Raw genomic sequence first — 23345 nt, 5'->3', positions numbered from 1 at the left:
GTAATCGTTGGTTTCTTTAATTTATTCTTCATCCAATTGTTCTATATGCACATTCTCCGCTCCTTCTTCTAACACTTTTGTTTCTGTATGTTCAATAATGATGCTGCTATCCGTTATCATTTCAGCATTTCCCTCAAGTTCTTCGTTTGTTTGATTGAGTTGTACTTGGCCCTCGTTGTCATTTTGTCCATTTTCTGAACAGCCACTCAACAGTATCATGCATAGAAGCCCCATCGATATTAATCTAGTTTTTTTCATACATACACACGCCACTTTCTTCCAAATTTTTACCATCTTGAATTCGAACAGTTCTCTCACAAACATCTGCCACACTTTGATCGTGGGTCACGATAATGATTGTTTTGCCTTCATCATGGAGTCGTTTCATAATCGTCATAATTGTTTTTTCATTCTCCTCATCTAATGCACCTGTTGGTTCATCCGCTAGAATGAGTTTTGGTTCGTGAACAATAGCCCGTGCAATAGCTACCCGCTGTGCCTCACCCCCACTCAGTTCTTTCGGGTACTTGGTTAGATGTCTGGCTATATCCAGCTCTTCAGCAATTTTATTTACTTTTTCTTGGATTTGCTTTTTTTTCATTCGTTGCAACCTTAGTGGCAGTGCGATATTGGCAAAGACGGTATATTCTTCAATCAAAGCAAAATGTTGTAAGACAAAACCGATCTGCTCTCTGCGAAAACGGGTACGTTGCTCACTAGAAAGTGCTGTGATCATTTGCTGCCCAAATTGATAGATGCCCTGCTCCAGTTCATCGATCCCAGATACAATATTAAGAACGGTTGATTTTCCTGAACCAGATTTCCCCATAATGGCAATCATCTCGCCACTATCTACCTGCAGCGAAAAATCTTTCAAAGCTGCAATGGGTTGTTTATGCCCATAAGTTTTAGCTATGCCTTCGAGATATACCAATGTCAAGTTTGTCCCTCCTCTTATTCTCTTTGTCTGAGTGTGCTGCTCATATCTACTTGATAAATGCGTGTATAGCCTATCAATATTTGCATAATCAATAGACAGAACTGAAAGAGCAAAACGATACAAACGGTCAGTAAAGTGAAGCCGAATGTTTCTCCCCTTTCTTGTAACCTGATAACACAAATGCCATAAATCACATTGGTTGCGACTATCAGAAGTATGCTTTCAAGATTCATTAATGACAGGAGAGAGAACTTCTTCATTCCTGTCAAAACAAACGTGCTGTATTTTTTACGATTGCGCAGTACCTTGTAATATACCTGGATGACTGACATCGAGAGTGTAACAAAAACAATCAATATACTCAGCTGTGTAAATTCCAAGGTTTCTTGCTTCAATCCTGATAAAATACTCACTGCTTGTTCCGTTTCAGACCATAAAGCAAGTTCATACATTTGATATTGATGAAAGATTTCTCTCACCGCTGTCAACACATGCTCTCTTTTGTCGGCGGGGAAAGCCAAACGTCCATCAAGTAATTTATCCGTTCGATAAGTTCTGAGAAAGACTTCGTCAAAGCCATCTGCCAAAAACGGATCGTAGTTTGTTTCGATAGCTGGTACGATCATAAAATGATCTAAAAGGATTTTGTGACCTTGATGACTGGTCACCGAACTGCCTTCTTCCAAAAAACCTTTCACAACAAGTGTGACATGATCCAGCTCCAACGTATACGCTGCATCAATCTGACTGCCAATCTGGTAATATGCTTTATATCCACTACCCAACACAACAGGTAATTCAAGCGGATCAGGCTCATCAATTACATAATCTCCTCGTGAAAAAACATCCCCCTCATCAATGTTCACTGATGATTGTTCGAAAAAAAGCGGATCTCCATGCATCCCCCATAATTGAACGCCAGATTCATTCACTGTTTCTATCATCGCCTCATTGTAATGGGGCATTTGATTTTCTAGAAAAAAGAAGATCCCGACATTCTGTGTATATGTATAGGTAAAATCAGGATGGTCCCTTAACGCCTCAAATACAGCTTTGCGTTCCATAGCTAAGGCATCTGTGTAAAACAAGCGTTCTAACACATCAAAGTCCCCTTGATAGGTCACCCGATACATATCAGTTTCTCCCTCGCCAAATACATCAATAAATTGTGTTTCATTCTCCTTTAAATCAATATATGTATCAACCGACCAAGTGATCGTCAAACACGTTGCAATCAATGCAAGCATGGAAAGGATAAAGACAATCATTGAATGCTTCATTTCTTTGAGTTCCAATAAAAAAATGGACCGCATCTGCTTCCCTCCTTAACTCCCCTTTAACGTATCGCTAATATTGACTTCCTCCATCGAGAAAAGGATGAAGATAACGATCATACAGGCCAAAGTCGCCATACTCACCGCTAAAACACCAAAATGCATCCATGTTAATCGTTCAAGATAAAACAAAGAATAATGATTACTGCCAAGAAATTGACGGAGTAGCACAACCGTAACAAAAGAAAGACTTGAGATATACAGCAATATTTTGAAATAATGTAAAGCAATAGCGTTTTTGGTCATACCGCATAATTTCTGGACAGCCACTTTATATCTTTGCCGATAAATAAAGAAAATAGTGGTCACGATTATATTTGCATTGGCGGCAATCAATGCAAATAGAAGCAATAATCTCGTACGTGAAGCCATGACAAATTCCAAATGCTCTCTGAATATACTTTTTGACAGTTGGATATCAGAGGCTAGTGATGCTTCAATTTGATGATAAGTTGCAGTGACTTCAGCATCATTTTTGCCATCGATATAGTAACGTCCACCAATATCTTCCCTATGTAATGCGGTGAGATTCAAGTAGACCGCAAAATCAAGATCCGTCTTCGTTTCTCGAAAAACACCGATCACTTCAAATTCCTGTTGATGAAAACCAACATAGCGGCGACCATTTTTCACGACCGTTTGTGACAACATTTCTTTTCCCAGCACAGCCACCGGCCTTTTCTGTGCTTGATCGGATACGCGAATAAACACTCCTTCCTCAAGAAAATCTGCAAAACCAAAAATATCAGCACCATAGTATCCACGAACAATTTCTTGTGGCATTTCGATCAATTCTTTTGACAGAACCACCCCACTAGATACTGCAAATGGAAAAGAATGCGGCTGATTGCTATGGTTCATCACGTCAAAACCAATAAAATTCTCTGAAAACATCCCACGTTTTAAAAAGTTTTTTTCTTGAAAATCTAAATGAAAACATAGGAGAACCAGTATAAAGAAAGAAACAAGCGCGAGCTGAAAGTAGTATAAAATATATTCATAGGGTATTTTTTTCACTGAAGGCCTCCTTTTGATAAAAAGTTTGAACTGAGGTATATCTACTTTTTATATTAGCTATATATTATCAATGGAATGTGGATTTAAACTGTAGCTAGAATGGAGTTTTTTAGTTGTTGATGTTTTCTATCCTAACTTCTTGAGCAAAGAAAAAAACCAAGAACAGTTTTGCTCTTGGTTTCTACGATAATGCTCAATTCAATTTTGTTCTTTATCCAAACCAATCAATTCACGTTGTTTCCGGTTGGATTCATCAGCTACAAATTTAAAGACTGTCTTCAGCTCTTTCGCAGAAGCATTCTTTTGTAGCGTGGAAAAGTTACGGTTATACTTTGCCATAATTTCCTCAACTTTTTCTTTCTCAGTCATGCAGCTCCTCCTCCAATCTTTCTTTTGTATAACTAATTGGCACTGTTAATTAACATTATCAATGTCCATCAAAATATCAGAAATCGTATGTTGAAAGTCCTTCACTAAGATATTGATTACTACCTTATCAAGAAATTTGACTTTCACACGCATCAAATTTTTTCTTGATTGGAAAAAAGCATTGATAAATCGTTCTTTAGGAACAAAGCGTCCTTCAATTTCTTCTCTTTTTTTAGTAAAATCCCATGCAATAAATGGATCTTGATAGACATAGTAGACAAGCACATTATAATTCTTTTTAAGTGCCCGTTCAACATTTTGATTGACCTTCGAGGTCGCAAAAGTACCATCCAGAATAAAACTGTAGCCCTTTTTTAGAACTAAATCGAGTGAAGCATCTACCAAAAGTGATGATCCTCGTTGAAATTCATTTGAATTATTCCCAACGTAACCTGGAAATAGGACACGAAATTTGTTAGCATCAATCACACAAAGATTGCTATTCAATGCCGATAATATTTGGGCAACTTCTGTTTTTCCAGCCAAGGACTCCCGGCCATAAAAATGGCAGTCTTTTCATCTTCTTTTTCTTTCCCATCGGTAATATAAGAAATCATCGATTTTTTGTTTTCCTTCGCATATTGTAATGAGTAATCCTCTGACAGTTTAATGCACCTCCTGACGCTTCTTCTTAGTTTATCATATTTTTATGCTGATAAACTAGGATGATCATCAAGTGTAGATTAAGTAGGTTTGAGATACAACCCAAATTCTAGGAAAAAAATAACTCACCAGAAATATTCGCATGATTTACCAATAATCACGTGTAGAAGTCATTCATTCTGACCAACTATAAATTTTATTTTACTCAAAAGACAGTCATTATAAAAAAATTGCCTACGAATGAAAGTCATCGTAGGCAAAACTATTATTCTCAACCATTATGAAGCTACTGTTTTCAAACAAACCCTTACTATTTCTTCGATTCGTCCTCATCCATTTTCTTTGAAGTCTAATATGGATAAAGCTTGACCTGACAATGTTTAAAAAATAAAAATAGTGAAATACAGTAAATCGACAGCAAAAATCCCAATCGATTGATTAGATATTGAATCTTGTGAAACTCGTCAGCCAGCTGTTGATGAGTTTCAGGATAAAGGTGACCGTACTTGTCTAAAGTTGTTTTAATTGAGGAATGACCGAGTCGTTTTGATACAGCATAAATATTTTTATTGTGTTCAATTAAAAATGCAACATGTGAATGTCTCAATCCATGTAATTTAATTGGTTTTACGCCAGCTTGAACAGCTAACTTTTGAATTCGTGTTCGAAATGTTTTGGGAGATGGTGGCAATCCATCAAAAGAAAAGACAAACTCAATCTCACCAATCTGTTCTTGTTCTTTTCGCCATGACTCTAAATCTTGTACTGTCTTTTGATCAAGGGCAATGGTTCTTATACTAGAACGATTTTTAGTTTCAGAGAATTCATAATCCGTTCTGGTTTTAATGTAAAGAGATTTATTCACATCACAAGTCATCTTGGAAAAATCAATATCTTCCCATTTTAGCGCAAATAATTCTTCGCTTCTCAAGCCAGTAACAAACAAGAAACGCATCATTCTTTTATAAAAGTCTTCGTAATAATCACACAATAAGAAGTTTGATAAACTCGTTTAAAATCTTCATATGTCCAAAAGTCAATTACTGGACGTTCAGTTCTTATTTTCCCAATCGAATCTACTGGATTTTCTTTAATGACCTCTAAAACTTTAGCACGTTCAAAAACTACTCTAAGTTTGTTAAAAATCTGTTTAATATAGTTATTCGACAAGTTCCTTCTTGATCCATCTTTGTTTTGAATAAAACATTCCTTCGCCAAGTATTGTTGAAATTCCTGGATATGAATCGGCCTGATATTTTCAACTTGCATATTACCAAAAAACACTATTGCTCGATTTAGCGCGTTCTCCGTTTTGATGTACGTTTTTTCAACAGTACCTAATTTATACCAAGGGAAAAAATACTTATCAAAATAGTCTTTAAATTTTATCCCTTTTAGATAAACTCCTTCAGATTCTTTGAAATTACGTCTTGCTTCTTCCAGTGCTTCATTTGCTTCACGCTGGCTAGTAAAACCTTTTTTTGAACGCTGAATCCTTTTCCCAAAACGATCTACTCCTAGAGTCGCTGAGTAAAACCAAGTATTTTTTGTTTTATCCTTATAAACGTTTGCTATTCGTCTCATTATGATGTTCCTCCCAAGAAATATTGAGAACTTTTTCAATAGTAGATACTGGAATTCTCTTGATTTTACTATTCTTGTAAAATACATATCCATCTATCACAAGTTGTTCTTTACACTTCTTGAAAATTTTGTTCGCATAATAATAAGAGTAGCCTAAATTCATTAGATCTTTCTTCGTTATTATATTCATTATAACACCCCCTTTTATTTTAGGGGAGGGTCTTATCAATGATTATATTACTTTGTATTGATTTTTCAGACCTAAATACTTCATCTGATTTTGCACCAACTTGGATAAGGCTCATTATGCTTACTCCAATAAAACCACCTGTAAAGAATAATATTGCTCCAATAAAAATACTCATCTTTATCCTCCATAATTTTTTGAACTAGGTTAGGTTACCTTATTGTTACCAAAGGTACATAGGAATCTCACCTCTCCGCTATTTACGTCGAGCTTTACAGAAGTATCATTATCATTTCAAAAAATCTTCGCAGTCACTGTAACAATACATTAGTGATTTATCGCAATTGAGTTTCGCTCATCTTTTTAAAAGATATTCTGGCGTCAATTCGATATAGGCTCATTTTGAAACTAAACGTACCTAACCTATATTATTCAGTTTTCAAAGATCAATTACTTCTCATTCATTAAATAGTCTGTTGATTCATTTTTGAAACTACTTTCTTTCAAATTTATTCAAATCAAATTTGCTAACGGCTAGAATAAACTTTACTGACAATTCCTGGTAGCAATCTTCATCGATTCTATTTGAATATTTAGTAGCCAACTTTATTAACAAAGGTTCAAATTGTTTTATCAAATTTATCATTGCTTGTTCGTTATCACTTTTCGCCAAATTAATAAGGGTACGCATATTCTCCAAAATTATTTCCTCCCAGAAAATTCTCTTTTTGGAGGAGTAAGTGTCCCTAAATTTTTTTACGAATCTTTTGAACTATTTTTCTCTTTCGTTTGGAAACTGCTTGGCTTGAAATCCCAATCAGAGTCCCAATTTCTCTATCAGATTTTTTTAAAAAGTATTTCATATATAAAATGGCTAGTTCTTCACAACTCAAATTAGTTAGACTATCATTCACCATTTCATATAATGATTTTTCTTCGAGAAACTCTACTGGATTCAATGATTTTTGTCTATCTAATCCCGTAGAGTTTTGTAACAAAGCCTCAGTTACAGATTCTTCATATGAGATCTAATGTGAATTATTGAACTTGTTTTTATAGTACTTCCCTGCATGATTTACCAAGCATAAATGAATGTACTTTATGAAACTATAGGTTAACTCTTCTTCATTCAAAATTTCGCACCTGCTTTTGAAAAATTTGACAAGTATGTTGTTATCTTCTATATTGCCAATAACCTCTGTATGCTCTATATACTGGAATAGAGTCATCTTTATGCATTTTTGGCAAGATATTACATGTTAAATTTGAATAAGTAAGATGAATCTCAAGATCACTAGTTAACCGTGAAATCAGTTCTTTATTGCTTAACGGAACTGAACTATTCTTTAAGATAGATACAACACCGGATGTAATTCTTTCAAAAGACACGTAATGTGCTGTCCGGTTTTTTCTAAAATAATTAGCCTCTTGAATTTTTTTTCCTTTTTTAAAGTAGAAATTGTTTTTTCTTTTTCTATTATTTGATCATTCCTATCACAATCTTCAGTATTGATTGGAGTGTTCATTTTTTTAATATGCTCCTTCAATTCAAAATATAGCTTTGTCAGCATTCTCCTTTCTTCGATTATTTCTCTCATTAAGTCGTATAGCATTCTTTTTTCTTTTTCGATCGACATTCTAATCCTCCTTCCATGTGTTAAATAGTCACTGGATAGAATTTTGAAACCACAAAAATAAAAAAGTAATAATTCATTGAACTACTACTTGGTTTAATTTTTATGTCAATAAAATTACTTAGCATTTTCTACTGTATATAGAAGAGCATAATGTTTAGCATTGGAGTTAAATAGTTGAACATAAAAAGATATCGATTATAAAGAACAGGCCAAGCAACAATTAGATGTTCTTGGGCTGTTCTTTATTTCTTATTTTTGAGTTATATATCAAAGTTAATGAACCTAGCAATAAAACAATGATTAAATATGTTAAGCTTATCTGATAAAAATCTAAATGATTTGAGAACCTTCCTAAAATAAAACTTGGTAACGCCGCTCCACCATACGAAATAAAATAAATCACTGATAGAACTCCCGCTTTCTCCTCTTCTCGGGATTTAATTAATAGGGCTTGCATAGCACTAGAGTAAGCAATCCCTTGAGCTATTCCCGCAACGATGGATGCTATCAAGAATAGCGGAAATAATTTTACTAAAAAAGATATGTACATCATCATTATACATAGCATAAATATTAAAATACCTATGTTTTCACCTCTAATTTGATTTAATCTTCCGCTCAAGCTACTACCAAGCAGATTTGGTGCCATAAAACTGGCTAGAATAATGGCAGATATAATCGGACTATTCATATGAAATACTGTGACTCCAATTGTTGAACTGAATGCCTGGAAATATCCACCAATTGCCCAAGTTCCCGCAAAGATACCGATTGCCGAAGGTAAATATTTACGTGCTTCGATTGGAATCTTTATTTGTGGTCGTAACGATTTTATAGCACCTATTCTCTTTGGAATAGATTCTTTTCCTTTTAAAATTCCTACCGAACAGATAGCTAAGAGAATAAAGAGTAACCAATAAATATATTTTGATCCGTGTGAATTAATTTGAACAAATACCCCAGAAAGTAGACCACCGAATGCAAGACCAACTAATACTGATGACCCAGTGATGGCATTCACTAACGTAAGTGACTTATTTGCACTACTTTCAACGATAAAAACAGACATCACACTAGAAGCAAGTCCGCAAGCTAGTCCTTGAAAAAAACGCGCTTCAATTATTCCTAGCGGTGATGTTGCAGTCAGAAGCAATAATAAACCAGTCATTCCTAATAATTGTGCTACAACAGAAACCGGCTTTCTACCAAGGTAATTTGACAACCTCGAAAGTATTATTAATGAAATAATACAACCAATAAAATAAAACACAGCGGTTAGCGATATAGATTCAGTAGTTAAACCGATTGAATTACGATAGATACTATATAAAGGTATTGGGCTCGCTGAAGCAGCAAAAAGAGTGATTAAGGATAGTGTCGCAAACCAGAAAGAAAGTGTTGTATTTTTTTTATTAACACTAGATAAATTTTGCATAGTTTCCTCCTGAAATAATATTTTTATAGCAAAGCCATTAATAAAGGTGTAGTGATTGTGGAAAGAATAGTAGTTACAAAAACAAGTTTTGATGCAAAGATGTCATCAGATTCATATTGTGATGCTAGTAGAGCTGTAGATGTTGCTGCTGGCATAGAGGTAAGGATAACAGATACTCCGACAATTACAGTACTAAATCCTAATGCCTTTAAGCTAAACAAAGTCAGTAATGGGATTGCAATTAGTCTTATAAATGTGAAAAGAAGAACATTGTTATCAATGAGTCCCTTTAAACTAATTGTTGCAATAATAGACCCCACGGCTATCATTGCTAAAGGTGAAACGGCGTCTGACATAGATACTAGGGCAGAGTCAATAAATTGTGGTAGCTCAATTCTCAATAACCCCCGAAACAATCCCAAAAATACAGCAATAATGGATGGATTTTTTAGTAATTGAAATAGTATAAGCTTTTTTGACTGTTTTTCTTGTGACAACATCGTAATCCCTGCTGACCACATGAATATTCTAATAGGTATTAGAAATATTGATGCTAAAATTAACCCTTCATTTCCAAACATGGATTCAACAATCGGAAGTCCAGCAAACCCGGCGTTATTAATCAAAGTCCCATATCTCATGATGTTTCTTCGAGTTTCAGAAACATTTTGATAGATGACTTTACCAAGTATTGAAGCTAATAGACAAGCAACTAGTGAAATTAATAATGCAAAAAAACCTTCCTTTAACATTGAGATGGTCACTTCTTTAAATGAATTGAAAACCATACAAGGCATGAGGATCGTTAGAATAAAACCAATGAATTGTTTCCTATTCACCTCGGTGATTATTGATAATCTAAAGCATATGATTCCAGCAATTAAATATACAATCAACGTTAATTGAATTGATAACATTTGAAAAAAATGATCCATAGGCTTCTCCTCTTAATAAAAGTAAAGATGCTAGAAAACTGTTCTAGCATTTAAAAATCGTCTAAAATTAGTCCTCATTGAAAATTTCTTTTGCTTGATTAAATGCGGACCATGCTTTAGGCCATCCAGTATAGAATGCTAACTGTGTAATTATTTCTACAATTTCGTCTTTTGTTACACCGTTGGCTTTAGCCTTCTTTAGGTGGACACTCAGTTGTTCGAAACTTCCAGCTGATATCAATGCCGAAATAGTAACTATGCTTCTATCTCGTGGAGAAAGTTCAGATTCTCTTGACCAAACTTCACCAAATAATACATCATCATTAAATGCTGCGAATTGAGGAGCAAACTTTCCTAGTTTATCTCTTCCAGCTGTTACTTTATTACTCATTTTTTCTACCTCCAAGAATTTAAATTTTAGATAATGCTTCGGGAATGGGAGTTTCTCCGCCACTCATCCTAATAACTATACCAATCGTATTTGAATGATCCAACATTTGTGCCAAGACGTCTGCTACACCATCAATAGAATTCTCTCCCAAATTTTCAACACCAAATCTCACTTTTCCATCGGCTGGAGCTTCCATTAAACGAGAAGGTTGTAAAATAGTGTAGTTTAAGTCGGATTGATCCATTAACTAATGATCAGCAAAAAATTTAGCTATACAATAATTCTTCATACCTTTAATTTCTGGTAATTCCCAATAGGCCGGTCGTGTGGCAAAAAAACCACTTAGAAGGATGAACCGTTTAATACCTTTTTTTCTGCTGCTTGCATGGCTTTTACGGCACCGTAGGCTTCGATTTGAAGTAAATCTCTACCATTTGTTCCCACCGTAAAATAAACAACATCTGCGTCCCCGTATGCCGTAACCAATGCTTCAATAGGGTTGTGTAAATCTATGCTGGCTGGAATAATACTCTTACTCTTATTAATCTTCGAGAGATTTCTTGCTCCTGCATAAACAGGATGCCCTCGTTTTACCAGCTCCATACAAAGTGAGCTTCCGACTCTTCCAGAAGCTCCGATAATAAAAACCTTCATAAAAGAATCCTCCTTATATTTCTTTCTTTAAAAGAATAAGCTTGAGAGTATACTCTAAGTCAACAAATAAATTCCAATAAAGAGAAAAGAGAACCCCAAAATAACAAAGGGATTCTCTAAAAATGTTAAACTAGCTTGGGATGAACCTTCATCAATAAATCGTTGATATGAATGCTACTGATATTGACTGGCTCTATATTTTCATAATCATTTGAGTTTATGATAACAACTGGAATTTGAGTATTGTAACCGGCCTCGCTTATTTTTCTAAAATCAGCCGTGACCAATAATTGTCCTCGCTTAACATAATCGCCTTGTTTAACGTGTGTTTCGAAATATTTTCCTCCTAATTCGACTGTCTCAATCCCTATGTGAATCAATACTTCAGTTCCACTATCTGAAACGATTCCGATGGCATGTTTTGTAGGGAATAAGGTATTTATTACCCCGTCAAAAGGAGCGACAATCTGATTATCCGAAGGTTCAACTCCAACTCCTTTTCCCAATAATCCAGCTGAGAAGACTTCATCATTAACTTGTGACAGGGGAATTACTCTTCCATTTACAGGACTGGTAATTGTAACGTCATCATTAGAAATAATTGGTTCTGAGTCCACTTTTTTCACATTCTTATCAGTTTCTTCTTTACCATCATATCGTTTGAACAAAACTACTGTTGCGATAGCTGATACTGTAATAGTGATTGCTAAAGCAATTAGAATTTGATAAAAATAGCGCATCGAATTATCACCAATATACATGACTACAGCTGGCAATCCAGAAGACCCTGTTGCGAAGCGTCTTGTTGCTGTAATTCCAGCAAATAGCCCTCCAGCTGCTCCTCCAATTAAACCAGCGATCAATGGATATTTTTTAGGAACATTTAGACCATATAATGCTGGTTCAGTAATCCCCATTAAACCTGTAATACCAGCTGAAGTACCAATTTGCTTAGTCTTCAAATCTTTTGATAAAAGACCAACAATAAGCGAAGCTGTTCCTTGCCCAACATTAGCTAATAATACACCGGGTCCAAAGATTGAGTCGTATCCCATTTGAGATAATTGTATGAATCCAAGCGGAGCTAAACCATGATGTAATCCAAATATAACTAATAACGAGTATAGTCCTCCCATAGCTAAAGCAGGCGCCCAACTTACATTTTCACTCAACCATGTGAAACCTGAAGTAAAGATGGCACCAATATAATCTCCCGCTGGTCCAATGATTGAAAGAGCTAAAACACCCATTACCATAAACAGAATCATAGGAACAAAAACGAGTCTTAAAGCTTTCGGAACAATCTTATTCAAGAATTTTTCAATTGGTGCTTGTACTAATACAACTAAAATTATAGGAATAACTGAGTTCGTATAACGAACCAAATATAGCGGTAAGAATCCAAATAAATCCACAGGATTTCCTGCTTCGACTAGACCTCCCCAAGTTGCATGAACCATGATTCCTGCTACTACAGCAGCAAGGTATGGGTTCACCTTTAATTTTTGAGCAGTAGTAAAACCAAGTAAAATTGGTAGAAATGCAAATGTCGCATCTCCTATCATATTAATGATAACGTAGGTCTGATTTGCAGGATCTACTAAATTGAAAGTAACTAGAATAGCTAAAAATGCTTTTACCATTCCTGCACCTGCTAGAGCAGGAATGATTGGAGAAAAAATACTTGAAACAAAATCGGCAACTACATCTAATGGTTTCTTCTTTTCATCAGAGTCAGATTGTCCTGAAGTGTTTCCGCCAGTGAAACCTTTCGAAGCCATATACTTCTCAACCTCTTCATTAACTTCGGCTACATGCATACCTATAACAACTTGAAACATTCCTCCATTGATCAATACTTTTGGGACACCATCTAATTCAGAAATCGTTTCCTTATCAGCTAAGCTATTATTTTTTAGTTTAAAACGAAGTCTTGTTTGACAGTGATGAAGTGATTCAATATTACTAATACCACCGACATTGTCAACAATATCCTTAGCAAGCTTTTCGTACTTTCTACTCATCTTTTTTCTCCTTTTCTTTTTAGAAAATCTCTTGTTTCAGCTGAATAGAACAAGGAATAATCAAAAAAGGCTACTCTGCGCAAAGTATGACGCCTTCAATTTGTAAACCAACAGTACCATCCTAAATACAACGAAACAAGCGTTTTCAACCAATTAGGAACAGTGTTCCATAAAAACTATTTTTTTCCTTTTTTTCCGGAACAAAGAGGAACGCACTTGTTCCTTTTTTTTGATAAGCTGTTAATAAATAAAAAAAGGAGAATGCGTATGTGTAAAAAAACTTTTCCAGATGGATTTTTATGGGGTGGCGCGACTGCCGCAAATCAGATTGAAGGAGCTTGGAATATTGATGGCAAAGGACCTTCTACTGCTGATGTAATGCTATTTCGTGATCCAAAATCTATCGCTGAACTAAATAATGTACATGCAAATACTGATATTACTGATGAAATGATTGATGATGCACTGAAATCTACAGATTTGACAAAATATCCTAAAAGACATGGAATTGATCACTATAATCATTACCAGGAAGATATAGCCTTGTTCGCAGAACTGGGCTTCAAAGTATACCGCTTCTCTATTGCTTGGTCTAGAATATTCCCTAATGGAGATGAGACGACTCCTAATGAGAAGGGGCTTCAATTTTACGAAAATGTTATCAACGAATGTCTTTCTTATGGAATAGAACCAATCATTACGCTTTCTCACTACGAACCACCTTTAGAGTTTTGCCGTAAATATAATGGCTGGTATAATAGAAAAGCGATTGATTTCTTTATGAACTATGTTGAATCAGTCATTAATCGATTTAAAGGGAAAGTAAAATACTGGTTGACATTTAATGAAATTGACAGTATTTTACGCCATCCATTTATGACAGGAGGATTAATTGAGTCTCGGTTTAGCCCTGATGAATTCCAACAAGTTATGTATCAAGCTATGCATCATCAGTTTGTAGCAAGTGCAAAAACTGTAAAATTAATCCATGAAATAGATCCTGCTGCTAAGGTGGGATGTATGACAACAAAATTAACATACTATCCCTATAGTTGTAAGCCAGAGGATGTCTTAGCTACACAACAAAGAATGCGACAAGTCTATGCTTTTTGTGATATTCAAGTATTTGGTGAATATCCGGCGTTTTTAAAAGCAAAATTTAAAAACAATAATATTGATATTCACATGACAGAAGACGATGCAAAAGTGATGAAAAATAATCCGGTTGACTTTGTTTCATTCAGTTTCTATCAAACTTCTTGTGTTGCGGCAAATGCTGACGGTTTAGCTTTAACAGCTGGTAACACTACAATCGGAATAAAAAACCCTCACCTGCCTGCAAGTGAATGGGGGTGGCAAATTGACCCTTCCGGTTTAAGATTATCCCTAGTTGATTTATATGATCGCTACAGAAAACCATTGATGATTGTTGAAAATGGGTTAGGTGCAAAGGACGTTGTCCAAGAAGATGGAACCATTGATGATCAATATCGTATTGACTATATCGATGCTCATATCAAAGCAATGTATGATGCAATCCATGAAGATGGCGTAGAACTAATGGGTTACACAGCTTGGGGGCCTATAGACTTACTTTCAAACTCAACGAGTCAAATGTCGAAAAGATATGGATTTATCTATGTAGATTTAGACGATTACGGTAACGGTACGTATAATCGTATCAAGAAAAAATCATTTAATTGGTATAAGAAGGTAATTGAAACTAATGGTGCTAGCGTTCTTGAAGAAAAAAGTCAAGTAACAGTCTAGTTTTAAAATGACCAACAAAGTCTAAGCTTTGTTGGTCATTTTATTCTTTCAAATCATCAAATTCACCTTCACGCATACTGTAAAGCGAAGCATTTCTTCGATACTCTAATTCCTGTGAGTTTTGTACTTTATGTGTGTAGTTTTCATCAAAATTTTGAGCAAAGCAACATGCATATAACAAATTGAAAATATGCATGATAGATTCTTCAGATGTAAAGTTAGATATCTTACTGTACAGCCTTTCTCTGGATGAAATAGTTAATACACAATCAATATTCTGACGAATATAATTATTCCCACCTCCTGTTATTCCAATCAGATTGACCCCCCTATCCTTTAGTGGTTTGATATATTTCATTGGTTCTCTTAAATCGTTATTTCCTGAATATGAAACAATAACAGCACAATCCCCTTCCTTTAATGCAGCTGAGACCATTCCACTTTCATCAACAGAAGCAACAGACATAATTATCCCTATACTTTCCATTTTTCGTTTTAAAACTCTACCGAGAAGATTATTGGGACTTATTCCAAATAGAACTATATATCTCGATGATAGAATCATACTCGTTGCTTTATCCAAGGCGTAAGTATCAATTTGATCGGCGGTTTCTTCTAAACTTTCTATCTGTATTTTAGTAATCTTTTTAACAATGGATTCCGTAGTGTCATTTGGCATAAATGGCAAATTAGGATCTACCTCAGAGTAATGATTTTCAGTATAATTCGCCTCTTCAAGAAAATCTTGGAGAAATTCTTTCCACCCAGAATAACCCATCGATTGTGCGTATCTGAAGAGGGTCGTTTTTGATGTATATGTTTGTTCAGCAATTTGTTGCATTGAATAATCTCTTATTTTACTTTTCTTTAATAATAGAAAATCTCCAATATTTTTTCTTGCATCATTGTATCTTACAGCAGCTTCTTCAATTTTTTGAAAAAGATACACAGCAATCATTCCCCTCAGTAGAATTTTAATTATACAGGTTTATTATAGATAATCTAAATAATCAAATGTAACTTCTATATCCCCGGTTTTTTTGAATATCTCAACTCCAGAAGTTATCCTTCCAATCTTTTGTAGATCACTTATTACTTCGTTGTTTTGTTCATAAAAAATTACGAAGCTGTGTCTAGGAGTCCAATAGGCTATGTCACCTACTTCATACCCACTTGTTTCAGCCTCGTCTGCTGGTAAAGCTCTATCGAAACGGTAACACATCTCTCTAGAGTATAAATCCATCATAGGCACAGTTAGTGGAAAATCGTTAATCAAAGCTTTTGTTGTAGCATTATCGTAAAATTCTGCTTTTAGTTCTTGTGTTCCTACTATTACTTTAACCTGTGTAGTTGTCATTTGTGTTTCCTCCATTAAACTATCCTCACTTTTTTTTGTTGACTGCGAGCTTGTGAAGTTATTACTGTCTTTTTCTTGTCCTCGCTGTTCGCACGCCGATAAGCTAAAAAGCCCTAGCAGGACAACAATAATATAAAATTTCAAGAAACCCCCTCCAATTTTCTAAGTAAACTAAGAATACACTTGAGAGCGCACTCTCAGTCAATAGACTATCTTATGTGAAACTTGTAAGAGTATAAATCAAATGTTAAACTAGAACCAGACTTGAGAATAACTCTCAAACAATATATTGGAGTGATGAATTTGATGTATACTGTAGCTGAAGCAGCGAAAATTGTTAATACTTCTCCACACACATTAAGATATTATTCAAAGGCAGGTTTGTTACCTTTTGTAGAACGGAGTGAACGTGGTATTCGCCTATTTAAGAAAGAAGATTTTTCTTGGCTTTTCCTCATCGACTGTTTGAAAAATACTGGGATGTCCATTCGGGATATCAAACAATTTGTTGATTGGGCAATGGAAGGTGACGATACTATCAATGAACGCCTTAAGATGTTTGAAGAAAGAGAAATTGCAGTCAAAGAACAAATAGCACAATTAGAAGAATACTTGGAATTTATTCAGTACAAAAAATGGCGTTACGAAGTTTCCAAAAAAGCAGGAACTACGACTGTACACGATTCAATGGATGAATCCGAAGTTCCCGAAGAAATTATTAGGATAAAACAAAAAGTTGATGCACTTCATAACTTCTCTGAATAATTAAATTTTATGGAGGATACAAAAATTCCTGTTTTTTTTATTGACTTAGAGTATGCTCTCAAGTGTATCTTTATTTTAATAACTCAGAGAGGTAATTAAGTATGCGACAAAAACAGGCGTCTTCAATTATTTTATTCGGATTAAATGACTATTTGATAGACAGTGTTTATGAAGATCTATTTCTCTTATATCGTTCTCGCGTTTTAGATGATGAATTTTTAATAATTGTTGTCGGTTTTGATCTGAACGGTGAACAGGCTTTTAGAGATCGAGTAATTAAAAGTGTTACAGCACACTCTCCTTCACAGATGGAACAATATCGTTTCCTAAACAGAATTATTTTTATCAAGTATAACATGGACTCTGTGCAAGAAATTATTCAATTATCATTATCGATCCAGCTAGCTGAAGAGGAATTTGAGTCGTATGGAAATAGAGTATTTCTTATACCTGAAGGTAATATGAATAGAATCTTAGTGGAAACATTTGAAACATATGATTTTTTTACTGTTAAGGGAATTAATAAATTAGTTTTACTAAACGATTATAATAGTAATAAGATCTTATTTAATATCATAAATGAATTCGATTCAACTGGGTTTATGCATTATACAATAGAAAAGCATCAGTTTCTAAATCGGAATCAATTAACATCTCAAATTGAAATAATTATTCCTTAGTTCGATGCTATTTTCCACAAGAAAAGATTTGACTGAGAGTGTACTATCAAGAGTATATTTAAGGTAACTTGATTTGAAAGGAAGATTTTACATGACAAAGCAACCAGATAGTAGTCCTGTTTTTGCATTAGGAGAACTTTTTGATAGCCCTTATTTTAATGGAGAAGTTTATCGTCAACCGTTGGTACCGAAAAATGATTTAAATTGTCCTACAAGCAATATTACTTTTGCTCCTGGCTGTGTGAATAATTGGCACTCACACAAAGGAGGACAAATTCTTCTTGTTACAGATGGCAGAGGTTGGTACCAAGAAGAAGGTAAGGAAGCACAAGCACTGTCTCAGGGTGATGTCGTCCAAATTCCAATGAATGTTAAACACTGGCATGGCGCTGCAAATGATAGTTGGTTCACTCATATTTCTATCACGACTAATATTGAAAATGGTGGTACCGACTGGATGGAACCAGTAAATGTTGAGGAATATAATAAGCTACCATAAATAGTAAAACAAACACACTACAGAATTAGAGTATCTGTAGTGTGTTTTCCTGTTGAATACGGCATCCAAAATTGACCACCTCTGCCATCTGCACCTAATCCTTTTTTCATCAAACTTGTTTCGTTGGATATATCGTAAATTCATTAACATTTACATCTTCTGGTTGATCTATTGCAAAGAAAACAACTCTTGCAACAGCATCCGGAGTAATTCCAACCTTATTATAATGCTCAGTCATTCTTTCTTTTGCAGCCTTATTAGTGATTGTATCCAAAAGTTCAGTATTGATAGCGGCTGGATATAGAGTTGCTGTTCTGATATTTGTACCTTCTTGAGCACTTTCCATTCGGATGACTTCCATTAGGTTTCTTACTGCAAACTTAGTTGCACCATAAACACCTGAGCCAGCAAATGACTTTATTCCTGCAACAGATGATGTCGTGATAATTTGTCCATGCTTTTGTTGAGTAAAAATCGGCATAACTGCAGCAACACCATATAATACTCCCATCAAATTAATATCTACTGTTTTTTTCCATTCATCTACTTGTAATGAGCTTATTGGTGAAGTAGGCATAATTCCTGCATTATTAAATATAACATCTAATTTCCCATACTTTTCAATAGCAAAATCAACTAATTTTTGAACAGATTCTTGTTTCGTTACATCCGTTACTTTATAACTAGCCTCTCCACCTTCTGTTTTGATACTCTCTACAATTTTTGAAAGCCGTTCTTCTCTTCTAGCAGCCAAGACAACTTTTGCCCCATTACTTGCTAAAAGCTCTGCCGTTGCTTCTCCAATACCTGAAGAAGCACCCGTAATTATGATAACTTTGTTTTTGACTGACATCTAGAAATACCTCCATATTTTATTTAACTACAATACGATAAACCTGAGAGTACGCTCTCAGTCAAATGAAAAATCGACTTATATTTAAATTTATCAGTAATCAAAATTCATGTCAGAGACGAGATACTTTCTCTCGGCCTAGTAATAACTAGAAAATTTATTAAATAGCGATCTTTTTAAATTACTCCCTTTTCTGACAAAATTTCTAATAGTATTAGGTAATCAAGTATACATGCAATAATAGGAAATACTAATGCACAAAATTATGAAATTGAATTACTGGAATGGCAACAGTTTTTTTGACAAATTTTATAAGGTGCAGAACTTCTTTCCGTATGCTATTCCGATTGTCCTTGACAATGAGCCTCCTCGGATGTGACGATCTTCGGCAGGAGCTAACAGTTAAAGTTAGACTGCCTTGCTAGCGTTAGCACTTCCGAGCTCATTATCAAGGATTCGCTGCGCCAATCTCTGGTTACGGTAACCAACCGGTGTCTCGTAGCCAAGTGTACCGTGCAACCGAAGGTGGTTCCACCAATTGACATAGTCAAACAACTCCAAATCCAATTGTTGTAAGGTTTCAAATGTGTATTGATAGACAAATTCTACTTTCAACGACTTAAAAGTTGATTCAGCTACGGCATTATCAAAAGGACAGCCTTTATGACTCAATGATCGATTGATGTCAAAAGTTGTTAATAATTCATCAATAGCTTGGTTATCAAACTCTTTTCCACGATCAATATGAAAAATCTCAACCTCTGTCAGAGGTTGTTTGATACGGCTAAATGCTTTTTTTACTAGAACGGCATCTTTATGTTCTCCACAAGCATAGCCGAGAATTTCTCGATTGAACAGATCCAAAATGAAACAGACATAATTCCATTTTTTCCCGACTCGTACATAAGTCAAGTCTGTTACGATCGCTTCTAATGGGTTGTCTCTTAAGAATTTACGATTCAATACGTTTGTCGTTTTGGCTTCATTGCAAGTAGAATGATGTACTTTAAAATAAGCAACAGTATAGCTCGATTTTAATCCTCTATTTTTCATGATTCTACTAATTTTTCGTCGGCTGATCTGAATGCCTCGTTTTGATAAGGATTTTTTTATTTTTCTTGAGCCGTAGGCCTTTCGGCTGCGGATAAATTCTTCAGCGACTGCTTCTTCAAGTTCTGATTCGTCTTTCTTTGGTTTTGATTGATAATCATAGGACTGACGTGATAGACCTAATATTCTGCACATCGCTGATATAGGGTAAAGATGCTTATTCGCATCGATTACTTGTCTCTTCGTCCGAATATCAGCGCTGCTTGCTTTAAAATATCATTTTCCATTTCTAATTGCTGGTTTCTTTTACGTAGTTCTAACAATTCTTTTTGTTCAGGCGTAAGATTATCTTTTCCCTTGAATGAACCACTCGTTTTAGATTGCTTTACCCATTTGTCAAATGCTGAAGCCGTTAGTTCATATTCTCGAATGATTTCTACACGTGGCTTTCCAGCTAAGTAAAGATTGACGATTTGTTGCTTGAATTCTTGTGAAAAAGTTCTTTGTGTTCTCTTAGACATAAAAATTCCTCCTGGTAAGTTTTCTTCTAGTCTACACACCTTAATTTTTCTGTCTAGTTAATTGTAGCCTATCCACCAGTTGAACAGCAGCATTAAAGTGCTTCAACACTACCTGAATCTCCATGGACATCAATTCTTTGAGAACTGACTCTAAATAGTGCTGATTCCTCTTTTAAACATAGTTATTCCTCCAAAATAAAAACAGATCCGCAATCCTAAATCAATATAGGATTACGGATCATAATGATAATATATATTTTTTGAAAAGATGTAACAAATGATATGGAACGAAAGAATTATTTTGCTAAAGTACATCTCCATATACTTAAGTTCTTTTTCCGGTGCTGTTGGATAAGGTTTAAAATATGTCTCCAAAAACTCGGTGGTTTCTTCCGTAGTTTTGGAATCAATTTTTGAAATATTTGCTCCTTGTTTTGCTTCATATGCCGCATTTTCTAGCTGTATACTCATGGTTGCAAGCTAATTACAATATACTTCCCTTTTCCATCTTCAAAGATCTAAATTCGGTATGCAGAAAAAAATTATTTTTTCCTTCTGTAATCTTTGGTTCACTAAAAATGAGATAATAAATTCTTCCAAGCACTTCTCAATATTAAAAAAATGTTTTATTATGGAATAGATGACATTAACCCTCAGATTCTTCATTCCGCCACAACCATCTTAATCCATTAAAAGTATATTCTGTAGCCGCTCGTCCATCATGAGAATAGCCCTCCTGAACATGAAAGAGAATATTTCCCTCTGAGTCACTTGACTGTTCACGGAAATTCCCACTTGTCATTGTCACCATTGATTGAATCTGTCGATTAAAATTGCCAAATTCAAAGTCATTAGATCCAGTTAAAGCAAAAATCGAGAACTCATCAGGTGAATAATTTGAATCTGTTACAGCAGCATCGACTAGATCCCCTCATAATCCATCGCACCACTCATTGGTATAAAATAACGAAATTGATCCAAGCAATTGACGAGTGTGTGCCACGTTGTAACTGACCCTATTGAAAAACTTGCAAATGCGCGGTGGTCTCGAGAAGCTTCAATGTCGTTCATTTCTATTCCTTCTGCATAGGTTGAATATGCTCCTTCAATTGCTGGAATTAGGTCGTTTACTAACTCGTTATGATAGTTGACCGTAAGCGTATTAAAGGCCCAAGAATAGTTAGCACTATCCTGAGTACTTAAGTTATTATATGTTGAACACACAATAATAAGTGGATCGATATCCCCTTCACTAATTAAATGGTCAACAATACTCTAAATTCTGTTGAAGCAGTTGGTGTGCCTAACGTAGTTGTTTCGTTTCCCCAACCCCCATGCATTAGATAGAGGACATTGTATTTCTTTTGACTATCATAATCGGCAGGCAGATACACAATTGCTCGTTTCACAATTGATCATACTTCAAAGATTCATACATCTCATAAAACATTTCAACCAAATTGCCTTGAACTTCAGATAATTCATAATATGTCTCTGGAACAGCTTGATACTCGAAATACATATTTTGCAAATCTCCACTCCTTTCTGAGATTTGGGAAGAATAACTTGATTCTAACGTATTCGGAAATTCATTTTCACTCATGTCATCATTACAACCGGCTAAAATAAAAACAGCACAAATCATTATATATATATATATATATATATCTACTCCAATACATAAAAACCACCTCCATTGTATATAAATTTGTGATTAATTTATAACAAAAAGCCAAAATGATACTAAAAGGAGTCGAACATGTTTCATTAATATACTTAGTTATGGAGGGATGAAAACATTCTTTTTCCTATTTCTCAGGTTTTAGCGTATATTCCCAATACAATTTAGCCTGTTCCTTGACTTGTAATGTTTGAATTTGGTATAAATTACCTTTAATCTTTCCTAAATTATATCTTGGCACGTCTAGTGTGAATTCTTCATCATCTAAATTTATACCTAGACACTTCCAAGTAGGAAAATAGTAGATGCCTCCAATCGAAGAGTGGTACTGTCTTTTATCCTCTATGACCATGTCTAGCTTCTTTGAAAAATAAAAACTATTAGTCCGATCTTTTTCAAACAAAAGCGGACTTTTGAGTGAGGTAGATTTAAGCTTCATATCAAAAATATTTGGTACCAACTCGATTTCACTTCGCGCATCGCCTATTTGAAGAAAAAGGTTACATCCGCTAATTTTCCAGATTTTTCCTTCCAAGAATTCTACCTCCTTTTCTACAGTCATTAAGCCCTAGTCCTTTTCAGTACCATATATATTTAAGAATCTTAGTTCATATAGATTATACATGCGGAAATAATTTCTCAAGCCATTAAATTCCCTTCAAATCAAATTTTTTAAACTAGTTCACAGACGGACATGCTACATCTAAGCTTAGTTTACACGTTGAAGTTCACTCAATAGCAAGTATTTTTTTGAACAAAAAAAAGTAAAATTTTTCATTTATAATTGCCCTAAATTTTACTTCATACATTAAAAATTAAATGATCAATGAGCCAGTCTACTCATTTAATTTAGGGATTTTCAAATCACAGAAGGACGCGATAATAATAAATACTAAGGAAGTTGCTGAAATGTTGGATTTGACAGTGGATAGGATTCTCTATTATGAACGATTTGGAATAATTCTTTCAATCACTCGTGATAAAAATAGTTATCGTGTT

General features: G+C 34.8%; 30 protein-coding genes and 2 pseudogenes. 5 read left to right on the top strand and 27 right to left on the bottom strand.

The annotated features are described in order from the left end of the window. Window positions 1-21 precede the first annotated feature (21 nt). From A5886_RS07300 to A5886_RS07230, 18 genes and pseudogenes are all read right to left on the bottom strand, one after another. Window positions 22-219, bottom strand: coding sequence for a hypothetical protein (locus A5886_RS07300; protein ID WP_086274342.1), 198 nt, complete (start codon window positions 217-219; stop codon window positions 22-24). Between the two features lie 25 nt (window positions 220-244). Beyond that, window positions 245-940, bottom strand: coding sequence for an ABC transporter ATP-binding protein (locus A5886_RS07295; RefSeq protein ID WP_218776632.1), 696 nt, complete (start codon window positions 938-940; stop codon window positions 245-247). Between the two features lie 14 nt (window positions 941-954). Further along, window positions 955-2253, bottom strand: coding sequence for a hypothetical protein (locus A5886_RS07290; RefSeq protein WP_086274341.1), 1299 nt, complete (start codon window positions 2251-2253; stop codon window positions 955-957). A gap of 12 nt (window positions 2254-2265) precedes the next feature. Beyond that, the gene (locus A5886_RS07285; protein ID WP_086274340.1) at window positions 2266-3291 is read right to left on the bottom strand and encodes an ABC transporter permease; all 1026 of its coding nucleotides are present in this window, start codon (window positions 3289-3291) and stop codon (window positions 2266-2268) included. 198 nt (window positions 3292-3489) lie between these two features. Then, the gene (locus A5886_RS07280) at window positions 3490-3660 is read right to left on the bottom strand and encodes a hypothetical protein (RefSeq protein WP_086274339.1); all 171 of its coding nucleotides are present in this window, start codon (window positions 3658-3660) and stop codon (window positions 3490-3492) included. Then, a pseudogene (locus tag A5886_RS07275) lies at window positions 3653-4277 on the bottom strand (zeta toxin family protein). The gene A5886_RS07280 and the pseudogene A5886_RS07275 overlap by 8 nt, the downstream one beginning before the upstream one ends. A gap of 491 nt (window positions 4278-4768) precedes the next feature. Further along, a pseudogene (locus tag A5886_RS07270) lies at window positions 4769-5907 on the bottom strand (site-specific integrase); the annotation flags it as partial. Further along, window positions 5882-6097, bottom strand: a complete 216-nt coding sequence (locus A5886_RS07265; protein ID WP_086274338.1) for a DUF3173 family protein — start codon at window positions 6095-6097, stop codon at window positions 5882-5884. The pseudogene A5886_RS07270 and the gene A5886_RS07265, both read right to left, overlap by 26 nt. Window positions 6098-6116: 19 nt before the next feature. Further along, window positions 6117-6272 carry a DUF3789 domain-containing protein gene (locus tag A5886_RS15665; RefSeq protein WP_143353772.1) on the bottom strand — a complete coding sequence of 52 codons (156 nt, stop codon included), beginning with the start codon at window positions 6270-6272 and terminating at the stop codon, window positions 6117-6119. Between the two features lie 315 nt (window positions 6273-6587). Next, window positions 6588-6785, bottom strand: a complete 198-nt coding sequence (locus A5886_RS07260) for a helix-turn-helix domain-containing protein (protein WP_256926254.1) — start codon at window positions 6783-6785, stop codon at window positions 6588-6590. Between the two features lie 55 nt (window positions 6786-6840). Continuing rightward, window positions 6841-7011: a sigma factor-like helix-turn-helix DNA-binding protein gene (locus A5886_RS16190; protein ID WP_373404600.1), complete on the bottom strand. Its 171-nt coding sequence runs from the start codon at window positions 7009-7011 to the stop codon at window positions 6841-6843. 429 nt (window positions 7012-7440) lie between these two features. Further along, a complete protein-coding gene (locus tag A5886_RS07255; protein WP_086274336.1) occupies window positions 7441-7731 on the bottom strand; it encodes a hypothetical protein in 291 nt (96 codons plus the stop codon). A gap of 220 nt (window positions 7732-7951) precedes the next feature. Further along, on the bottom strand, window positions 7952-9166 hold the full coding sequence (locus A5886_RS07250; RefSeq protein ID WP_179189997.1) for an MFS transporter: 1215 nt from the start codon (window positions 9164-9166) through the stop codon (window positions 7952-7954). Window positions 9167-9189: 23 nt separating this feature from the next. Then, the gene (locus tag A5886_RS07245) at window positions 9190-10101 is read right to left on the bottom strand and encodes an AEC family transporter (protein WP_086274334.1); all 912 of its coding nucleotides are present in this window, start codon (window positions 10099-10101) and stop codon (window positions 9190-9192) included. A 67-nt stretch (window positions 10102-10168) separates the two neighbouring features. Further along, complete coding sequence (locus A5886_RS07240; RefSeq protein WP_086274333.1) at window positions 10169-10492, bottom strand: carboxymuconolactone decarboxylase family protein; 324 nt, start codon at window positions 10490-10492, stop codon at window positions 10169-10171. 19 nt (window positions 10493-10511) lie between these two features. Beyond that, window positions 10512-10736, bottom strand: a complete 225-nt coding sequence (locus A5886_RS16055) for a Rossmann-fold NAD(P)-binding domain-containing protein (protein WP_256926169.1) — start codon at window positions 10734-10736, stop codon at window positions 10512-10514. Between the two features lie 98 nt (window positions 10737-10834). Continuing rightward, a complete protein-coding gene (locus A5886_RS16050; RefSeq protein WP_256926168.1) occupies window positions 10835-11146 on the bottom strand; it encodes an NAD(P)H-binding protein in 312 nt (103 codons plus the stop codon). Between the two features lie 125 nt (window positions 11147-11271). Further along, window positions 11272-13170, bottom strand: coding sequence for a beta-glucoside-specific PTS transporter subunit IIABC (locus tag A5886_RS07230; protein ID WP_086274332.1), 1899 nt, complete (start codon window positions 13168-13170; stop codon window positions 11272-11274). Window positions 13171-13437: 267 nt separating this feature from the next. On the opposite strand from A5886_RS07230, the gene A5886_RS07225 reads away from it, so the two are divergent. Continuing rightward, entirely contained in the window at window positions 13438-14940 is a 1503-nt protein-coding gene (locus A5886_RS07225) for a glycoside hydrolase family 1 protein (protein WP_086274331.1), read from the top strand. Between the two features lie 40 nt (window positions 14941-14980). On the opposite strand, the gene A5886_RS07220 is transcribed toward A5886_RS07225, so the two are convergent. Continuing rightward, window positions 14981-15889, bottom strand: a complete 909-nt coding sequence (locus A5886_RS07220) for a MurR/RpiR family transcriptional regulator (RefSeq protein ID WP_179189995.1) — start codon at window positions 15887-15889, stop codon at window positions 14981-14983. A gap of 42 nt (window positions 15890-15931) precedes the next feature. Further along, window positions 15932-16441, bottom strand: coding sequence for a cyclophilin-like fold protein (locus tag A5886_RS07215; protein WP_256926167.1), 510 nt, complete (start codon window positions 16439-16441; stop codon window positions 15932-15934). Between the two features lie 162 nt (window positions 16442-16603). Between A5886_RS07215 and A5886_RS07210 the strand changes: the two genes are divergently transcribed. The 3 genes from A5886_RS07210 (at window position 16604) to A5886_RS07200 (ending at window position 18241) form a co-directional block, all read left to right on the top strand. Next, window positions 16604-17062, top strand: a complete 459-nt coding sequence (locus A5886_RS07210; RefSeq protein WP_218776652.1) for a MerR family transcriptional regulator — start codon at window positions 16604-16606, stop codon at window positions 17060-17062. Between the two features lie 101 nt (window positions 17063-17163). After that, the gene (locus A5886_RS07205; RefSeq protein WP_086274328.1) at window positions 17164-17742 is read left to right on the top strand and encodes a hypothetical protein; all 579 of its coding nucleotides are present in this window, start codon (window positions 17164-17166) and stop codon (window positions 17740-17742) included. A 91-nt stretch (window positions 17743-17833) separates the two neighbouring features. Then, the gene (locus A5886_RS07200) at window positions 17834-18241 is read left to right on the top strand and encodes a cupin domain-containing protein (RefSeq protein ID WP_086274327.1); all 408 of its coding nucleotides are present in this window, start codon (window positions 17834-17836) and stop codon (window positions 18239-18241) included. A 109-nt stretch (window positions 18242-18350) separates the two neighbouring features. On the opposite strand, the gene A5886_RS07195 is transcribed toward A5886_RS07200, so the two are convergent. From A5886_RS07195 to A5886_RS07175, 7 genes are all read right to left on the bottom strand, one after another. Beyond that, window positions 18351-19094, bottom strand: a complete 744-nt coding sequence (locus A5886_RS07195; protein ID WP_086274326.1) for an SDR family oxidoreductase — start codon at window positions 19092-19094, stop codon at window positions 18351-18353. Between the two features lie 408 nt (window positions 19095-19502). Then, window positions 19503-20665, bottom strand: a protein-coding gene (locus tag A5886_RS07190; RefSeq protein WP_143353771.1) for an IS3 family transposase whose coding sequence is annotated in 2 segments (ribosomal slippage) — window positions 19503-20389 and window positions 20389-20665 — 1164 coding nt in all. Because the reading frame shifts where the segments join, the coding sequence is not laid out codon by codon here. Between the two features lie 231 nt (window positions 20666-20896). Beyond that, window positions 20897-21136: a conjugal transfer protein gene (locus tag A5886_RS16185; RefSeq protein ID WP_086274325.1), complete on the bottom strand. Its 240-nt coding sequence runs from the start codon at window positions 21134-21136 to the stop codon at window positions 20897-20899. A 450-nt stretch (window positions 21137-21586) separates the two neighbouring features. Continuing rightward, on the bottom strand, window positions 21587-21736 hold the full coding sequence (locus A5886_RS15805) for a hypothetical protein (RefSeq protein WP_179189993.1): 150 nt from the start codon (window positions 21734-21736) through the stop codon (window positions 21587-21589). Window positions 21737-21921: 185 nt separating this feature from the next. After that, the gene (locus tag A5886_RS15800) at window positions 21922-22074 is read right to left on the bottom strand and encodes a hypothetical protein (protein ID WP_179189992.1); all 153 of its coding nucleotides are present in this window, start codon (window positions 22072-22074) and stop codon (window positions 21922-21924) included. Next, window positions 22071-22196, bottom strand: a complete 126-nt coding sequence (locus A5886_RS16045) for a hypothetical protein (protein WP_256926166.1) — start codon at window positions 22194-22196, stop codon at window positions 22071-22073. The genes A5886_RS15800 and A5886_RS16045 overlap by 4 nt, the downstream gene beginning before the upstream one ends. Window positions 22197-22473: 277 nt before the next feature. Continuing rightward, window positions 22474-22881, bottom strand: coding sequence for a hypothetical protein (locus A5886_RS07175; protein WP_086274323.1), 408 nt, complete (start codon window positions 22879-22881; stop codon window positions 22474-22476). Window positions 22882-23165: 284 nt separating this feature from the next. On the opposite strand from A5886_RS07175, the gene A5886_RS16040 reads away from it, so the two are divergent. Then, window positions 23166-23345: MerR family DNA-binding transcriptional regulator (locus A5886_RS16040; protein ID WP_256926253.1), on the top strand; the 180-nt coding region annotated here is incomplete at its 3' end.

The organism is Candidatus Enterococcus testudinis, from assembly GCF_002140915.1.
Lineage (GTDB): Bacteria > Bacillota > Bacilli > Lactobacillales > Enterococcaceae > Enterococcus_D > Enterococcus_D testudinis.
The sequence above is the reverse complement of the archived record's forward strand: the minus strand, read 5'-3'. Positions and strand labels throughout refer to the sequence as shown.

What these genes read in the sequence shown, in the direction of transcription:
- A5886_RS07300 (WP_086274342.1), bottom strand. Translation starts at nt 219, where the DNA reads ATGATACTGTTGAGTGGCTGTTCAGAAAATGGACAAAATGACAACGAG.
- A5886_RS07290 (WP_086274341.1), bottom strand. Translation starts at nt 2,253, where the DNA reads ATGCGGTCCATTTTTTTATTGGAACTCAAAGAAATGAAGCATTCAATG.
- A5886_RS07280 (WP_086274339.1), bottom strand. Translation starts at nt 3,660, where the DNA reads ATGACTGAGAAAGAAAAAGTTGAGGAAATTATGGCAAAGTATAACCGT.
- A5886_RS07265 (WP_086274338.1), bottom strand. Translation starts at nt 6,097, where the DNA reads ATGAATATAATAACGAAGAAAGATCTAATGAATTTAGGCTACTCTTAT.
- A5886_RS15665 (WP_143353772.1), bottom strand. Translation starts at nt 6,272, where the DNA reads ATGAGTATTTTTATTGGAGCAATATTATTCTTTACAGGTGGTTTTATT.
- A5886_RS07260 (WP_256926254.1), bottom strand. Translation starts at nt 6,785, where the DNA reads ATGCGTACCCTTATTAATTTGGCGAAAAGTGATAACGAACAAGCAATG.
- A5886_RS16190 (WP_373404600.1), bottom strand. Translation starts at nt 7,011, where the DNA reads ATGGTGAATGATAGTCTAACTAATTTGAGTTGTGAAGAACTAGCCATT.
- A5886_RS07255 (WP_086274336.1), bottom strand. Translation starts at nt 7,731, where the DNA reads ATGTCGATCGAAAAAGAAAAAAGAATGCTATACGACTTAATGAGAGAA.
- A5886_RS07250 (WP_179189997.1), bottom strand. Translation starts at nt 9,166, where the DNA reads ATGCAAAATTTATCTAGTGTTAATAAAAAAAATACAACACTTTCTTTC.
- A5886_RS07245 (WP_086274334.1), bottom strand. Translation starts at nt 10,101, where the DNA reads ATGGATCATTTTTTTCAAATGTTATCAATTCAATTAACGTTGATTGTA.
- A5886_RS07240 (WP_086274333.1), bottom strand. Translation starts at nt 10,492, where the DNA reads ATGAGTAATAAAGTAACAGCTGGAAGAGATAAACTAGGAAAGTTTGCT.
- A5886_RS16055 (WP_256926169.1), bottom strand. Translation starts at nt 10,736, where the DNA reads ATGGATCAATCCGACTTAAACTACACTATTTTACAACCTTCTCGTTTA.
- A5886_RS16050 (WP_256926168.1), bottom strand. Translation starts at nt 11,146, where the DNA reads ATGAAGGTTTTTATTATCGGAGCTTCTGGAAGAGTCGGAAGCTCACTT.
- A5886_RS07230 (WP_086274332.1), bottom strand. Translation starts at nt 13,170, where the DNA reads ATGAGTAGAAAGTACGAAAAGCTTGCTAAGGATATTGTTGACAATGTC.
- A5886_RS07225 (WP_086274331.1), top strand. Translation starts at nt 13,438, where the DNA reads ATGTGTAAAAAAACTTTTCCAGATGGATTTTTATGGGGTGGCGCGACT.
- A5886_RS07210 (WP_218776652.1), top strand. Translation starts at nt 16,604, where the DNA reads ATGTATACTGTAGCTGAAGCAGCGAAAATTGTTAATACTTCTCCACAC.
- A5886_RS07205 (WP_086274328.1), top strand. Translation starts at nt 17,164, where the DNA reads ATGCGACAAAAACAGGCGTCTTCAATTATTTTATTCGGATTAAATGAC.
- A5886_RS07200 (WP_086274327.1), top strand. Translation starts at nt 17,834, where the DNA reads ATGACAAAGCAACCAGATAGTAGTCCTGTTTTTGCATTAGGAGAACTT.
- A5886_RS07195 (WP_086274326.1), bottom strand. Translation starts at nt 19,094, where the DNA reads ATGTCAGTCAAAAACAAAGTTATCATAATTACGGGTGCTTCTTCAGGT.
- A5886_RS16185 (WP_086274325.1), bottom strand. Translation starts at nt 21,136, where the DNA reads ATGAGTATACAGCTAGAAAATGCGGCATATGAAGCAAAACAAGGAGCA.
- A5886_RS15805 (WP_179189993.1), bottom strand. Translation starts at nt 21,736, where the DNA reads ATGAACGACATTGAAGCTTCTCGAGACCACCGCGCATTTGCAAGTTTT.